This window comes from Arsenophonus nasoniae DSM 15247, assembly GCF_000429565.1.
GTDB lineage: Bacteria > Pseudomonadota > Gammaproteobacteria > Enterobacterales > Enterobacteriaceae > Arsenophonus > Arsenophonus nasoniae.
The window spans coordinates 1-16623 of sequence record NZ_AUCC01000068.1 but is presented as its reverse complement, the minus strand read 5'-3'; the positions used below and the strand labels follow the sequence as shown (position 1 = coordinate 16623).

Annotated in this window: 17 protein-coding genes; 16 read left to right on the top strand and 1 reads right to left on the bottom strand. The window is 38.8% G+C overall.

The genetic code is table 11. The features are described 5' to 3' along the window. Positions 1-700 precede the first annotated feature (700 nt). From mobH to G468_RS20885, 16 genes are all read left to right on the top strand, one after another. Positions 701-3253, top strand: a complete 2553-nt coding sequence (gene mobH, locus G468_RS0112795) for a MobH family relaxase (protein WP_026823454.1) — start codon at positions 701-703, stop codon at positions 3251-3253. After that, positions 3246-5168: a conjugative transfer system coupling protein TraD gene (gene traD / locus G468_RS0112790; protein ID WP_026823453.1), complete on the top strand. Its 1923-nt coding sequence runs from the start codon at positions 3246-3248 to the stop codon at positions 5166-5168. Before mobH ends, traD begins: the two co-directional genes overlap by 8 nt. Then, positions 5165-5527: a hypothetical protein gene (locus G468_RS0112785; RefSeq protein WP_026823452.1), complete on the top strand. Its 363-nt coding sequence runs from the start codon at positions 5165-5167 to the stop codon at positions 5525-5527. The genes traD and G468_RS0112785 overlap by 4 nt, the downstream gene beginning before the upstream one ends. A 123-nt stretch (positions 5528-5650) precedes the next feature. Further along, entirely contained in the window at positions 5651-6193 is a 543-nt protein-coding gene (locus G468_RS22535) for an IncC plasmid conjugative DNA transfer DtrJ family protein (protein WP_162143425.1), read from the top strand. A gap of 210 nt (positions 6194-6403) precedes the next feature. Beyond that, positions 6404-6574: a hypothetical protein gene (locus G468_RS25575; protein ID WP_155847000.1), complete on the top strand. Its 171-nt coding sequence runs from the start codon at positions 6404-6406 to the stop codon at positions 6572-6574. Then, a complete protein-coding gene (locus tag G468_RS20900) occupies positions 6564-7412 on the top strand; it encodes a DsbA family protein (RefSeq protein ID WP_051297094.1) in 849 nt (282 codons plus the stop codon). The genes G468_RS25575 and G468_RS20900 overlap by 11 nt, the downstream gene beginning before the upstream one ends. A gap of 2 nt (positions 7413-7414) precedes the next feature. After that, positions 7415-7702, top strand: a complete 288-nt coding sequence (traL, locus tag G468_RS0112765) for a type IV conjugative transfer system protein TraL (protein ID WP_026823450.1) — start codon at positions 7415-7417, stop codon at positions 7700-7702. Beyond that, on the top strand, positions 7699-8352 hold the full coding sequence (locus G468_RS0112760) for a TraE/TraK family type IV conjugative transfer system protein (protein ID WP_026823449.1): 654 nt from the start codon (positions 7699-7701) through the stop codon (positions 8350-8352). Before traL ends, G468_RS0112760 begins: the two co-directional genes overlap by 4 nt. Continuing rightward, on the top strand, positions 8345-9421 hold the full coding sequence (locus tag G468_RS20895) for a TraK domain-containing protein (RefSeq protein ID WP_051297093.1): 1077 nt from the start codon (positions 8345-8347) through the stop codon (positions 9419-9421). The genes G468_RS0112760 and G468_RS20895 overlap by 8 nt, the downstream gene beginning before the upstream one ends. A 3-nt stretch (positions 9422-9424) precedes the next feature. Then, the gene (locus G468_RS0112750; RefSeq protein ID WP_026823448.1) at positions 9425-10729 is read left to right on the top strand and encodes a TraB/VirB10 family protein; all 1305 of its coding nucleotides are present in this window, start codon (positions 9425-9427) and stop codon (positions 10727-10729) included. Positions 10730-10747: 18 nt separating this feature from the next. After that, positions 10748-11257, top strand: coding sequence for a type IV conjugative transfer system lipoprotein TraV (traV, locus tag G468_RS20890; RefSeq protein ID WP_051297092.1), 510 nt, complete (start codon positions 10748-10750; stop codon positions 11255-11257). A gap of 135 nt (positions 11258-11392) precedes the next feature. Beyond that, the gene (locus tag G468_RS0112740) at positions 11393-12160 is read left to right on the top strand and encodes a DsbC family protein (protein ID WP_026823447.1); all 768 of its coding nucleotides are present in this window, start codon (positions 11393-11395) and stop codon (positions 12158-12160) included. 2 nt (positions 12161-12162) lie between these two features. After that, complete coding sequence (traC, locus tag G468_RS0112735; protein ID WP_051297091.1) at positions 12163-14631, top strand: type IV secretion system protein TraC; 2469 nt, start codon at positions 12163-12165, stop codon at positions 14629-14631. A gap of 5 nt (positions 14632-14636) precedes the next feature. Then, a complete protein-coding gene (locus G468_RS0112730; RefSeq protein WP_026823445.1) occupies positions 14637-14906 on the top strand; it encodes a hypothetical protein in 270 nt (89 codons plus the stop codon). A gap of 88 nt (positions 14907-14994) precedes the next feature. Then, positions 14995-15441, top strand: a complete 447-nt coding sequence (lepB, locus tag G468_RS0112725) for a signal peptidase I (protein ID WP_248604890.1) — start codon at positions 14995-14997, stop codon at positions 15439-15441. Beyond that, positions 15435-16373 carry a TrbC family F-type conjugative pilus assembly protein gene (locus tag G468_RS20885; RefSeq protein WP_051297090.1) on the top strand — a complete coding sequence of 313 codons (939 nt, stop codon included), beginning with the start codon at positions 15435-15437 and terminating at the stop codon, positions 16371-16373. The genes lepB and G468_RS20885 overlap by 7 nt, the downstream gene beginning before the upstream one ends. A 5-nt stretch (positions 16374-16378) precedes the next feature. Here G468_RS20885 and G468_RS0112715 read toward each other — a convergent pair. Next, the coding region (locus G468_RS0112715) for an integrase core domain-containing protein (protein WP_026823443.1) at positions 16379-16623 on the bottom strand (245 nt) is incomplete at its 5' end.

Genomic DNA, 16623 nt, shown 5'->3' with positions numbered 1-16623 from the left:
AATGTATTCTGTGTGGCGACAGGCTGCTTTTCACCGGGGCGCAAATGGGTAAAAAAGCAACGGAATTGTTGTCAGAAAGACTGCATAACCTGGAGAAAAAGCGATGGTTACGCAGCTAAACGCAGGATCAATGTGTCTAAAATAAGGAAATCAGGTTAGAAATTACACTCTCTGAGGAAATGTTAACTGGCACTAAACACAATAAATCGATCCCCATCTCCTTTTTGCAATAAGGGATGGCTTTTGCTACTCACTTTAAAAGCGATTCAATTTCCTAACCATCAAGCAAGTTAACAACAAAACTTTTTTCATCTTTCTTTCTCACTGTCATGCGGTCAGGTATGAAATATGTATGATTTAATTTTGAATAAAGAAAAATCAACAGGATTGCGAACTATCAAAGTACGATCCAGTAGAATTGAGAATGATAGTTGATGCTTTGGTATAGTAACCGCACCCAAGTAATGGTTTTTCCGAACTGCACCCTGTTACCTCTAAGGCAAACAGGCAACTAAACAACAAAGTAATTTTCATCTTTTGTCCTAGCTCTTTGCCATGCGGTCAAGTATGGACTATTTATATTTATATTTTTCACGGTTAAGGAATTAAAAATCATCTAAAAACAAGAACGGGGGCAATCGAAAATAGGTAAAGTATTTAAAACGAAAAAAACAAAACGAAACGAATAAAGCGAGATTGTATGGTTGATAATGTGAAATCCAAGCCCTCTCAAAGAAAGACGCTATGGAAAAAAATATCGAGCTTTTTTGGTATGGCTGAAAAAGAGTCAGCCGTTGATGAAGTTTTAAAAATGCCAGTGTTTTCAATATCAGATCAGTACGTTTTACAGTCTGGTGAGACAGATATACCCGCAGATACAAAAACACAAATAGAAAAGTTCCAAATGTATGTTGGCTACCCACCAAAGGCGAAAGGATTTCCAGCAAGGTTATCAGGTCGGCAGTTACTAGCCAAAACGCAGAGTGATATGGTCCATCAGATCAAGAAAGAATTGTTCATGAAGGACGGTTTTGAAAAATATATTTTGCCTTTATTGGTTAACGTAGCCGATTTTGTACACTTATTACCCGCATCTGAACATCACCATCACCGCGCACAAGGAGGTCTGTTACGTCACAACCTAGAAGTCTGCTATAACGCTATAAAAGCGATGAAAGTCATTGAATTTGATGAAAAAGAGAATCCTGAACAAAAATCCCTAATGGTGTTCAAATGGCGGTTAGCGGTCGTAGTAACGGCATTACTGCATGACATTGGTAAGCCAGTAACCGATTACGAGATTTGGAATGAAGAAGGTACATTGCAATGGAATCCTAAAGGGAAAAATATCTTTGAGTGGGCGGTCGAGAACAATATAGATAGATATTATCTATCGTGGAACAAAAATCGTCACAACAATCACAAACTCCTTGCATCCTCAATGATTGAGAAAATAGTGCCTTATGAGATCATAGAAATTTTACAGCACAACAGTCGAAATGTATTTTTCAAAGTGATTGATGCCATATCTACCTTAACGCCTACAGATGCACAAAAACGAAATAATGCGTTGATTGACCTTGTAATTAATGCGGATAAAAAATCCGTCTTAGAAGATATGAAGCGAACGTCCGGCGATGCAATACGTTCGTCAGGTACAGGCGTCAGCACAATACAACGCATGGTTGATACTATGCGATTACTCATATCAACAAATGTATGGAAACCTAATGTCTATCCGTCTCCTGTATGGGTTACAACAGATGGAGTGTATATCTTCTGGCAAAAAGCAGCCGATAATATTTATGAGCGAATCAGAGAGCTTGACGTGTTCATACCTCAATCAGCCGATTCTTTAGCCGATATTATGCTCACGAATGGTCTTGTAGAGGAGGGAGAGAACGGCTCTGTATATTGGAGAGTAATTACCGAGAAATATCTTATTGAAAATGACCTACCTACGAAATTTATCGAAGAACCTCCATTGTTCATGTACAGCCTGAAATTAAAATCACCTGAGACGTTGTTCAGTGATTTATTACAGCCAATACCAACTACCGCTTATGTGAAAAAAGCGTCAAAGTGGATAAAGTATGAACCAACAGCAGAACAAATTGCGGAAGAATTGAAAAACGTAGAGGAAGATATCTCTAATACGGATTCTACTGAGTCAACTCCTGCGCCAGAACCAGAGAAAGCCACTGAGATCAGAGTTGTGGAAAATTCCAAACCAAATTCAACAATAGTCGAAGAATCAAATAATAATGAAAATTACATCACCGAAGAAGTGACCGAAGAAGTGCTAGTGAAATTACTCTGTAATGTAGGAGTTTTAGAAGAATCCAAGTCTGATCCTGATCCAGAACTAACGCCTATTTTGGCGAACCCGCCACATAGCGTACCTTTAACGACAACTACGCCTCAAAATAATTTGAATCTGAAAGTAACTGAATTTAAACCAGTTACAAAAAAAACAAAATCACCATCACTATTGGATTTATCTGTCACACTACAAAACCAATCCGCACGAAGCCAATCAACGGATAGACGTTCATTGTCGATAGGGGAAGTGTTGGAACAAACCGACAAACAAAACACTAATAAGAAAAGTCCCCAAAAGAAGAAAAATAAACAGCCAGCAGTAGAAGAAAAGGTTGCCGCCCCTCAGCAGCTAACAGAACATCCCAAAACAAAAAAGATATTTTTATTTAATCATGAAAATCCATTAGATGAACCTATTGAACATTCGAGCTTGTATAAAAAAACACCTTTAAAATATAGGGAGATATTTGAAAATGAAATAAGCAGAATGGAAAAAGAAGAGCTGTTGAGCCTAATTAATCAGAATCATTTCCTGTATTCAGAAAAAAAAGCATTCCCTCAAGAGTGGATATTGGATGTTGCATTAATGCCGCGGAAAATACAATCAGTCGTATTAAGGTCAGAAACATATTGTATTTTGCATAAAAATATTCTAATCGATTTATATGTACTTACAAAATATAGTGAAATCAGATATTTGTTATTCTTATCAGAACAAGAAAAGAAAATTCGTCATAATGACCTACTGAAAATAATCCAATCGCACTCATCGTCTGATGAGCAGACTGTTTTAGTTATGCACAATAGCGATATTAATGCAGCGTCGGGTCATCTAAATATATCGAAAAAATTATTTTTGAAATTAATAGCGATACATTTTGAAAGTTTCCTGTACAACAATAAATTAAGAGTGAATAAAAAAGATGAATGAATGGAAACACTTAATGCCGTTCAGACCAAACTATGAGCTTTATGAGGTTTTAGGTTGGGGGGCTGGAATGCTAACAACGCTTGGAGTAGGTAACTATCTGTCAATGCCTCCCGCAGCGACAATATCCACTGTTGCCATACAGGGATTATTTATACTCAAAGTTCTCCCAAACGCTATTAAAATTGCATCATTGCACAATAATTTAAAAACGATACCTAAACCGCTTTTTGTGCCAGCCGAACAGGTTGTTAGACAAATGATAGCAAGCCCTGATAGTACCTTGATTGGGAAAGGTTTCATCTGGAAACACGAACAAGGTCAGAGAGCGCATGAGATTGTTAAAACAGGACAAGCAGACCGTTTCTTGCCTGACAATGATAACTCAATGGGGTATGGATGGATTCATCAGTTAGGCAACAAAAACGATTGGATAGAAGTTCCCGATCACATGCTCACGTTGCACACGTCAATTACAGGTACAACAGGGTCGGGTAAAACCACTTTTTATAAGTTAATGATATTGCAGGCAGCAATTAAACAAATACCGCTAATCTTTGTAGATCCGAAAAACGATGAAGAAATTGCAGAGTTTATGCGTGAGTGTATGAGATTAACGAACAGAGAAGATGATTATTACTATCTATCTATTGCACATCTGAATAAATCCAACAGCATTTCACCTATTAGTAATTACTCCAACTCAACAGAAATAGCTAACAGGATTATTTCAGTCATTCAGAAGTCAGATAATACGACAGATCCGTTTCTTTCTTTTGCAACAATGGCATTAACTACTGTGATACAGCTAATGGATTTTGTAAAAATAAAACCGACATTAGTTAATCTGAAGGCACAATTAGGTACTGACTTAAACTATTTTGCAGAGCTAATGACATTAGCAATAGACAAATTAGGTGAAGAACTATTTCCCGATGTATATAGCGGAATTTTAGAACGTAGGTTAAAGCACGAAAAATTAGATAAAAAAACGGATTCAAAAATGGCTCATGCAGCTATCAGAATCAATTTTTACTACAACGACATTGCACCAATAAAAGAGTACACCTTTATTAAGGGCGGTATTGATTTAATGCAGCATAACCGCGAACACTTTCAAAAAATGATACTCAATGCTTTACCTATTTTGACTATGCTGACGAGTGACGGATTAGACGACATATTATCACCAGCACCAAACAACCAAAGTGATGATAGGGTGACGGTCAGTGTCAAAGACATAATTTCAACTAATGGTATGTTCTATCTAGGGTTGAACGCACTGGCTGACGGTGAGAAGGGAAGCGCGGTAGGGTCAATTTTCCTGAGTGACATAACGGCAGTAGCAGCCGACATTTACAACTACGCCAGACCGCGAGGTGAAGCGAAGCATGACACCATCATTCTTATTGATGAAGCAGCCGAAGTCATTAACGATCAGGTTATAAGGCTTCAAAATAAAGGACGCGGGGCAGGATTTAATCTGTATATTGCGTCACAATCAACAACTGACTATGTGGCCACTTTGGGTTCAGAAGCAAAAAAAGAACAGGTCAACGTCAATGCTAACCACAACATCGCCCTGAGAACAATTAACGTACAAGGACAAAAAGACATTATAGAACGCATACCCAAAGCAAAATTTAAATACATCCTGCGAGGACATGGTACAAGTGCAGGTGCAGATCCCGAACAAATCACGGGGAGTATTGGGGAAAGAATTATGGAAGAAGAAGGCGAATTTTTCCCGCCTCAATTATTGGGTAACTTACCGGACTTAGAATTTTTTGCGATATTGCAAGCGGGGCGAATCTGTAAAGGTCAGATACCGATTGTGACTTTGCCAAAAACAACACCAGAAAAAGAAGTACTGAATAAACTTATTGATATTTATAAAGAAAAGAAAGGTATTTCATGAAAAAGTATTATGCAAAAATGCGAATAACCAACAATGAAGAACTAGATACCTACTACTTTTCATTCTTGACGCAATGGGAAATTTGTTACGATATTTTTAATAAAATGGAAAATTCAATAAGAGATTCAGAATATGAAATGGCTTTTCATAATTACATGCTGGAACAGTTAAAAAAATATTATTATCGGAAAAAGGACGACTCGCTAGATGATTGGGATAATCTTTCAATTCTACTGGCAAAGCTAGTGAAGTTTTTAGCAATGCTAAACAAAATAACGGTTTGTGAAGAATATAAGAAATACACGATCCCCGCACGAGTGGATTCATTTCTATCAAAAACTATTTTGGAAAAAAGTTAAATCATGTTTGGTTCTGACAAAAGAAACGATGGATTTTCCATAAAAAAAATTTTGATAGTTTGCACTACGCTATTAGTGATCTCATCAATGTTCATCCCTGCCAGTTGGTACAAGGCAAACATGATGAGAGAATTTAAGATGGGCGAAGTAATGACAGGTAAGAAAAGTTTCAATACCAAAATACTTCCTTATGCCAATGCTCTTTACACGGAGTATTTTGTTGATACAGGCATAAACGATGTGCTTCAAAACTATTTCAAATCTGCTGAAACATCAGAGAACAAACTGGAAAACACGTTTAACACCATCAGTAATGTGTTTCTGCCTTTCTTTAAGAACATGACAACGGTTATCAGCTATCACCTCTATATGATGACATATCGGTTGTCTGTGCTGTCATTCTGGACCTATTATTTTATCATCATGCTTATCCCATCCGTTTTTTCGGGTGCGCTTCAATGGAAAAGAAAGCAGTATGACTTTTCCTATGTGTCGCCATTTCTCAACAGAAGAAGTATCAAGTTGATTGGTTTATGTATTTTTTTTATGGTGTTATCAATCATTATTCCGCTTCCTGTACCTCCTGTTATTAATGCGGTCATGGCACTGTTCGTTGTTCCAACAGCAATCATCCTCACCATCAGCAACCTGCCAAAACAGATTTGAATTGATAAGCGCAATTTATGCGCCTATCTTTAAAATTTTCTTTTTTTTACTTGGTATGATCGTGAAATAGTGCGAGGGATAACCATGTTCAAGAACTTTGAAGACAAAATACCGACATACACAATATTCACAACTTTGCTTTGCCTGAATATCGCGATGTTATCGGTCAACATCTCGTTATCACGGTCAACAAATAAGCTAAGAGAGAATGTGAAACAGGTAAACGAAAGTTCGGCATATTTATCAGATCGCAAAACTCTCGTATTCAATCTCATTGATATGACGAAAGAAAATATAGAAAAAGCGTTAGACAAAACACCTAACCAAAAAATGATTAAGCCATCCGATCTGCTGGACTTAGGTAAGAAAAATGAAAAATGATTTTTCAAAAAATAAACCTTTAATAATTAAGTCACTGCTAGGACTTGCAGTTGTGGCAACCGCCGTGAATACAGCGATTTTGGTGAAAACGAAGCAAGAGGTAGCCGAGCTACAGATAGCGGTAGATAACATTGACATCCCAAAAATTAAAAATAGTGCAGAACTAAACCAATTTTTCAAAAGTTACATTTTGGCTTCTGGCTACGATAAGGTTTTGAAAAAAACAAAATCAAATGTGGGAGAGGTTAGCAAAGCGGGTGACAAACTACCCGCGAACGATGATAAAGAAGAAAATTCCATCCAGCAACCATCCTCCGAGAATGACCGTGTATACGGGAATATAAATGCACCTTTTTTACTGATCCATTATTCCGATTTTGAGTGTGAATACTGTCAAGCTGAATTCCCTGAAATCATTGATTTTGTGGATAGGTCTGGCGGAAATGTTGCGTTGGTATTCAAGCACACGTTAGGACACGGGAAACGGTCACTGTATATGTCAACACTGGTTGAATGTGCCTATCAGCAGAAAGGGAATTACGGATTTTTTGAATTAGCAAAGTACCTTTTTGATAGCAAGCGAAACGGTAACTTCAATATACCTATTAGGGAGTTAGCGACGAACTTCTCTTTGGATGAAAAGAATTTTTCAACTTGCGTCAATAACAATGGCGGTAGGGAAAAAATCGCTTTCGATACGCAAGAGGCTATCGGTCTGAACATAGAAAAAACGCCATCTACGATAATCTCATACAAAAACAAAGCGGTTCTGGTACAAGGTGCAGTCCCGATAACCGAAATAAAGGCTGTCATGGGGCAATTAACCCAAACGGAGTAAAAATGTCAAAAATAGTAGAAATCTCTCATAGCGTAGATGCCCCGCCCCGCATGTTCTTTTGGACCGTAGATGAATTGTTTCCGTTCATGGTGATGTTAGGTGTTGGCGTGGTAACAGGGCGACTGATACTCATGGTTATTATCGGGTTGGTTCTGAGCAAAATTTATGGACGTTTTTTAGATAAGGCTTCTGATAAATATTTAGCTCACTTGGTTTATTGGCGGTTTGGTTTTGGGTCACACAAAGTAACTTTTGTGCCAGATTCTTTTGATAGGGAATTTACTATATGAAATTTTCAAACCTGAGAAATACATTATCGGGGCTTAGGGAAACAAATAACACCTTAACCATCACTAACCTTTGCACTGCGATTGTATCTATTTTATTGGTTATATTGATCTTTTCAAAAGATGAGCGAATCATTATTGTACCGCCTAATCTCACAACAACATCATGGGTTGATGCGAACGAAGGGTCAACCGCATATATGCGATCATGGGCGGGTTACATAGCAACGTTATTGGGTAATACAAACCCATCTTCTGCGCCTTTCATCAAAGAGTCACTTGAGCCTTTTTTAGCTCCTACAAATCGCGGGGCAATCATGCAAACCATTGATGATGAAACGGGAAAAATCCGAAGAGATAGAGTTTCGGTGTCATTCAGCCCGACAAAAATATCATCCGATCCAATGGCAAAAGGCACTTACTTTGTTGAGGGAACACAAGAGATAAAAAGTATCACGGGTAAAGCTGTATCACATTCAGTTACTTACATTGTCACGGTATTTATCAAAGGTTATAAGCCAGTTGTAGAGAATATTCAGCTTAAAAGTGCTTCGGTTACGTTACCGACTTATGTAGCCAGTGAGAATGATGGCAAGATCCCCGAAGGTTCAGAAGCAGAGAAAATAGTAGAAGGGAGCAAAATCAATGATTGATTTTAAAGTTAAATTAATTAGCACTGCGGTTATTTGTTCTTTTCTGATGTGTGGTACTGTTTCTGCAAAAACAATATCGGTACAGGGTACAAATAACGATTTACAACGTACAGTGAAAGCCTCACCGAGTAATTCAAAACCGAAAAATACATTATCAAATAGCAGTTATCAAGGTGAAGGAAATATTGATGAAATATTATCCGAACCGAGTGATAACAACATTCAGCCTGTACCGAGTTCCGTTATGAGAAACAACAATCAACAGAGGTTAGATTCACGAATGACGGTAACAATTCATTCTGGTGAAAACAGGCTGATACCGATTTCAGTAGGACAACCTAATAGGATTGTGACTCCGTTCCCTGAGCCAGTGGTACTAGTCATTAAGAAAAATAGCGTAAAAATATCTAAGGAAGGGAATGTTATTTATATAACGTCTTACAAGAAAGAGCCTATCGCTATGTATATTACAAACAAGGGCGATGAATCAAAGGCTATTTCATTGTCACTTCATCCTGAGCAAAGACCACCAGTAGAAGCCACGTTGCTTCTCGCAAAAGAGATTAACACCACAAACTCTAACTACAACAACAGCATGTATTACAGCCCAACAAACGCATCACAAAGCGCAAACAGGGAAAAGGCAGAACGTTGGGAAAAAAGCGATACCTACGCAAAAACCATCACAAAACTGCTAAAAGCAATTGCGTTAGGTGACTTGCCGACTGGCTATGAAATAACAGACCTGAAAGACACCAACGTTTCAATTCCTAACTGTTTGTTCAGAACGGGTGGCGATCAGGACAACATAAAATATTCATTTAAAAATGGACAATACATTGCGGGGGCACGTTTCAGCGTGATCGTGGGTGTGGCATCAAACACTGGCTTATCCACTGTACTTGTTGACGAGTCTTTATGTACGCATCCCCGTCTAGCTGCAAGGGCATTATGGAGTAATAACACGCTTGCTCCTAACCAGAAAACAGAAGCCTACTTTGTTATCCGAAACGATAGCGCATCCAAAGAGGCTGAATCAATTTCCATCCGTCCACGCCTAGCGGAGTAATACATGTCAATAAAAGAAAAATATGACAATTTATCACCCAAAGCAAAGAAATTTCTTCTGTGGGGTGGTGGTGGCACTTTGTTGATAATTGCATTGTATTTTTTTACAAGCGTACCAGACCAATCCTATGAGGTTAAAAAGGAGAACAGTAAGCCTACCACTAACCTTATAACGTCAGGTGATACGCAAGGCGTCAGTCAAGAGTCTATAGCAGCGGATTTAAGACGGATAGAAGAAGAACTGATAGCAGTGAAACAGCAGCGAGAAACAGACCAGAAAGAAATTAGTGAATTAAATAAGAAACAAACTCAACTATCTCAAGATAACAATGATTTGCGATTCCAAATAAAGAATCAACAACCGACTTATCAAATCACACCGAAAGTAACAAAAAACACACCGAACGCATACGAAAATGAACTTCAAAAGATATACCAAAATAACGATCTCCCGTATAGCAACAACCATGTTCAAAATGGTGATCGGGGAAAAGACGAAACCAAATCAGATACCTTTGCAAATGAAGAATCTTACCCTGAAATCATGCGATTTGATGGTGTAGCGAGTGACGGTGCCGAAAAAGGGGGGGCTTTGGGAGAGTCGTTAAATTCCAAAAAGGAAAGTGACAAACCAAAAATTAATAATGATGAAGCCATTGAAGGAACATACTTACCCGCATCATCAATCATACCTACAGTCGCCTTGTCAGGGATGGACGCACCTACGGCAAAGCAAGCACGGGAAAATCCTTATCCGATGCTATTGCGCGTGAAGAAAGACGCTATTTTACCCAACAACTTTTCAGCCGATATTAAAGAGTGTGGGATCTTGGCGGTAGGCTACGGTGAACTATCATCTGAACGAGCCTATCTGAGAAGTAATACCATAACGTGCATAAGAGATGATGGTGCGGTATTTGAAGCTGCCTTTGATTCCTTCGCGGTAGGTGAAGACGGTAAGGCGGGTATTAGGGGGCGTTTAGTCACCAAGCAAGGGCAATATCTGGCTAAAGCCTTAATTGCGGGATTTTTACAAGCGGGTGCAGAAATGTTCAGTGTTCAACAATTGCCTACAATCACGTTAGGTCGTGTCGGTGACGACAAAGTTAATTCCCCTTATCAGCAAATTAACAGTAACAAATTGCAGGGGGCAGCGATGAAAGGCGTTGGTGGTGCGTTGAACCGACTCGCTGATTTTTACATGGATATGGCACAAGACCTATTCCCTGTGATTGAAATCGATCCAGCCAGAAGCATTGATTTGATTGTGACGAAAGGCGTGAAACTGAACTTTAGACAAACCAATTAATTATTAGGAAAAAACAAAATGAAAAAAATTGTGTTTATGCCTCTATTGGGATGGGTCGCTCTATCATTAACTGCCTGTTCTTCATTAGTGGGAAATAGCGAGTTTGGCTGTAAGGGTATGCCAAATTCTGTAACCTGTATGAGTGTGAGGGATGTTCACAAACTGACAGATGGTGAGGATTATCAGGAAAAAATCAATCTCGTTTCCAAAAAACAACAAAATGGTGAAGTGGTAACAAAAGATGAAATTCAATCTCTTACTAAAGGTAATAAAAACAAAAGGATTGCAATTGAATCAGGTCAATATACACCCGTACCTAAACCCGCAGCAGATCCACAACCGATTCGTAGTGAATCTATGGTTATGCGTATTTTAATTGATCCCTACGAAAATACAGACGGTGATTTAGTTGTTGCGGGATATATCTATACGGAGATTGTACCTAGAGCATGGGATGTGGGAGAACCGAACCGTTACAACAAATCAAATGCTGTGTTAACGCCACTGCAATCACCTCAACCTAGATGAGTAATGTCGTAACCAAACAGGCAAGAATATTTAAAAATAGGCTTATCGTCCCTTTTTTTTTATTCAAATGAAAAATTTCTTTTTTAAATCTGAAAGAATGCAGCAATACGAACTTCTTTTGATAAGGAATCGGTAATGAAAAAAACACTTTTATGTATTGCTCTAGCTCTCTCAGGGTTTTCCGCTACCAGCTACGCTGACGAAGGCTATGCCAGTATTGAAAAAAGCAGTACGGAAACTGTCTTTAACAAAGAAGCATTAGATAATAATCCAAATAAGACTCTTGAAGTTTCTAAGTTTCTTCTTCCGTCAAATGGGATTATTGCACTAAAAAATGACGGTAAATTGCAATTACTCACCTCCAATGGTCGCTTTGTTATCAAAGGAGTTTTGTATGACACATGGGCAAAACGAGATTTGAACACCTTTGAAGACATTAAAGAATATGCCTCCATGATCCCACTAAAAAGCCTGAACATTAAGATGGAAGATTTGCAATCCGCAACGTGGGGTAAAGGACCAAACCAAACCATTATCTTTACCGATCCCTACTGTGAGCAGTGCCATGTCGCACTTAAAGAACTATCAAAGCTAGATCCTGAGAAGTACACGGTTCAAGTTTTATCCATAGGCGCATTGGGTGATAGAAGTAAAAAACGAAACTTTGAATTGTACTGTGCTAAAGACCGTTACCGTGCGGATAGAGCGATTATCACTGGCGATAACAGCATTAAGTTTGAGCAGCTTGAAAACTGCGACAAAGAAGCACTGTTAAGGCGTGAAATCACCGCGCAAGTGTTTGGCGTGAGCATGATCCCGTTCATTATCCGAAATGATGGGCGATACAGCGTAGGACAACCCACTGAGGGATTTGTTAATTTTATCAAAAATGGGGCTAAATAATCATGGCTACGGCAACAATTCTTAAAAAGATGCAGGACATTAAAAAGTTTTCGTCTCTATGCCCTGTTATTGCCGAAATGGATGATGAAAATATATTTGTCTGTGAAAACAAATATATTGGCATTGGGTTTAAATGTGTTCCGTTGTCGGGTACAAGTGGCGGGGAAATATCACAATTAAAAACATTTTTATCCGGCTATTTCCCGAACAATACAGTCATTCAAATATCACTTATTGCGTCACCAAATATCAGCCACATTATAAATAAAGCTGATTATATGCGTATGTCTTGTTCTAGTCAGATAATGAAAATAACATGCTTAAAACGTTCCGATTTTCTGTTAAAGCATACGACTATGCCGTTTCGAGGTACGAATACCAAAGCCAGAAGTTGTTCACTGTACATTACGTTAAAAACACCAATCAAAACAGAACTGTCACCGACTAGAGAAGAACTGGCTGAAATACGAGAGATTCAAACGGGATTAGAGACAACATTACGCATTACGGGGTTTCGTCCACAAAGACTCAATGTGCAAATGTATGTTTCTGAACTGAGTAGTATGTTTCAGCAGGGCGAGAATGCTCACTGGCGAGATAGGCTACCGATTGAAGTTGATGATGAGAAAAGCATTGCCGAACAACTATTGCAAATGGATAGTCTCTTTTTCATCAGGTCAAAATACGTTGGTTTCGGTAATCCCGAAGATGAGAATTCCAAAGCAGACACAAACACAACCTTCATTCGTACATTATCCGCAAAAACATTGCCTAAACGCTTTCAGGAAGGGCAAGCGCAATACTATCTTGGCGATTTAATGAACGGTTCAACAGGGATAAAAAACCCGTGTATCATCACCATGACATTGCATTATCCCGATCAGCAAGCTACAAAAACCAACTTCACCAGCAAGCGAACATTTGCTACTCGAAATGCCGATGGACCTACCGCAAGATTAGTGCCGTCGATGAAAACGACAAGTCAGGGCTTTGATATATTGGCTAACAAAGTCGATGAAGGACAGCCGATTTTCAAATCGACTCTTACGATTTCCGTATTTGCTAACAGCGTGACACAACTGAATAAGTCTGTACAGGAAGCAGCGAGTTATTTCAATAACTTGTCATTCAAAATGATACCCGATGTTAATTTTGTTGCGCCTATTTTTCTGGCTTCATTGCCGATGTTCTACGAAGCTAAGGCGGATGATGTGTTGGGTCGTTCAAAAACGCTGGCAGCAGAAGAAGCACTGGTGTTAGCTCCGTTATATGCCGATTGGCAAGGAGTCGGTGATCCAGCTCTAACACTGATTTCTCGAAATGGTCAGGTTCAAAATCTGAACATATTTGAGAGCAATACCAACTACAATATGTGTATTGCAGCAACATCGGGGTCAGGTAAGTCATTCCTGACCAACTACATCATTTCATCCTATCGGTCGCTTGGCGCAAAAGTGTGGGTCATTGATGCGGGGGATTCTTACAAAAAGCTGTGTACGATGTTTGAAGGATCATACATAGACTTCAATCCAGCAACAAAGCCCTGCCTTAACTTCTTTGAATTGATACAGGATTATTTTGGCGAAGATGATAATTCGGAAGACGGAACAGGGGAAGAAGATCTCATTATCGGTTTGCTTTCTGTCATGGCAGCACCGCAAAACGGATTAGACGATTACGCCACTTCACGCCTAAAACAACACGTTGCCGAAATCATCAGAGAGCATTGGCGAAATACCACAATTGATATGGTGGCTGAGTCTTTAAAAAACGATGCGGATCAGCGCATAAAAGACGTTGGAGAACAGTTATATCCGTTTACCTCTAAAGGTCAGTACGGGAAATATTTCATCGGGAAGAACAATATTTCCTTTGAAAATACGTTTACCGTACTAGAACTTGGGCGTATTGAAAAATCAGAGCATTTAAAGCAAATCGTTTTAATGCAATTAATCTATCAAATACAACAAGATATGTTTCTTGGTGACAGAAGCCAAATGAAAATTGTCATCATTGATGAAGCATGGGCATTGTTAACAGGGAATATCGGTAAGTTTATCGAAAAAGGCTATAGACGTTTCAGAAAATACTATGGGTCGGCAATCACTATCACGCAGTCGATAAATGACATGTATAAAGACAGCGTAGGTATTGCGATAACGGATAACTCGGCTTATCTGGCGATGTTGGGTCAAACTGAATCATCAATCAACAAAGCCAGAAAAGAAGAACGTCTCCCGTTAAACGAAACTGGTTATGAATTTTTAAAAACAGTCAGAAGCCAAGCGGGTGTATTTTCTGAAATATTCATTATGAGCGAAATGGGTAGCGGTATTAGTCGTTTGCTGGTAGATGACTTCTCTTACATGCTTTATACGACAAAATCAGAAGAAGTTAGCCTGATAGAGTCCAAAAGACGGCAAGGTAAAGACGTTATCGAAGCGATTAACGAATGTATCGAAGGAGTGTAGTAGATATGGTTAAAAACGCTCTCATATCCGTTCTGTGCGGTTTTATCGGTGCTGGATTGTTCCTGCACCTCAAACCGCCCAAGACGCTTGTAACCCAATTTGCGGTAGTGGATTTATCAAATCCCGATGGCTCTATCAAGTCACCGCAAGAAATAGCCATCATAAATGCCAGAGCAAAATCTTTGTCTGACAAAGGCTTTGTCGTACTCAACAAATCTGGCGTTTATGATGCTCCTAGCGAGATCTTTATTAGTGGAAAACTCAAATCTGAATAATAAATTTGAGAATGTAAAAAGAATTATCAAAAAAACATACGCCAGAGTATCGAAGAAAAAACGAAGCTGGAAGCGACAAGGTGTGTATATGGTACTTGTCGCTGTTGTTGCTGCACCGAGTAGTTATTATCTTCTCAACCGCTTCTCCTTTGGGATTGATTCACAAAACTATCCGTGCATTCCTGAATATCGTGTTTATCTCATAGATAAAGGCGACAAAACCATTACGAAAGGGAAGACGTTTGCTTTCAACTCTCAATATATTAAAGGCATTGGCATTAAATTTGTAGACGGCATAGCAAATGACCGTGTATCGGTCAATTCAGAAGAAACCACAATAAATGACAGTATGGTTGGAGAAGGGTTGTTACTAGCCAAGGAAGCGGGTCATACAGAAAAAAAACTGACAAGAACAGGTGTGATACCAACGGGTTATTTGTGGATGATGGGTAGAACAAAAGTGAGTTTTGACTCTCGGTATTGGGGGGTTATTTCAGAAAAAAACATCATAGGGAGAGCTTACCCAATATGGTAAAAACCAAAATTGCTTTATTAATTTCCGTCATTCTTCTGAGTTTACCGCTATCCAGCAAGGCAAAGCCTGAGATAGAGGTAGTCAACCCGTACAAGGGAGACAAGGTGACAGCCCCAAAACTCAACGAATCTGCACTGAAAGATATTGAGAGAATGAGAGAGGCAGCCAGCGCACAAGCCAAAAAACAGGAATCCAACGCACGCCAAACCGTTAATAAAAAAAACCAAATGATCCTTGATAATGCTTCAAAATTTAAGGATGAAGAAGCCAGAATATTAAGGCAAATGGCACGAGACGGGAACGGAGAAAACCCGAAGAAGGAAATAATAAAAGGGGATGTTTATTACATTCTCGTTTCTGCATCACTCGATGATAAAGAGATACTAAACATTATGGATATGGCAGAGGATAAGGAGAATGTCGAGCTGGTTGTTCAGGGTGTCAAAGACAAAAAAACGCTGGTAGAAGAAGTGAAGCACTGGCATGAGCTAATAAAAAGCAAAGAGAAAATAATCAATTTTCAAATTGATCCGAACATTTTCATAAAGTACAAAGCGAAAACAGTACCGACCATTATCCATGAGAAAGATGGGGTCATGGTGGCGGTAGTCAGCGGTATTTCAAATCCTAAGTTTCTCGATGGTAAGACAGGGGATCTTGGAACGCAAGGACCAGCGAAAAGCATTGTTGAAAGAAACATGCTCGACTTAATCAAGGAAGGGATAGACAACCTTGATTTTGAAAGAATGAAGAAAGAAGCTATAGAGCGATATTGGAAGAATAAAAAAATATACAAATTTCCCGTAGCGACTGAGAACAGCGTACATTATGTCGATCCGAGTGTCGTCATACCAGAAGATATTATATCGCCTAATGGGGCGGTAGTTGCCAAAAAAGGATTAATCAATTGTAATGGTCAACAAATTCTGTAGAAGATCTAAGCGGCATTTTTTAGTTCATGATATTTTTGATGTGGCGTTAAATAACCAATCGTTGAATGGCGTCGATAATAATTGTAAAACTGAATATAATTTTCAACTTCACAGACAACAGATTGATGATTCATAAACGATAAACGGTTAAGTCTTTCTGTCTTTAAACTCCTAAAAAATCTTTCCATCACGGCATTATCGAGGCAATTACCTCGCCGACTCATGCTTTGAGTTATTTTCCGTTCAAAGA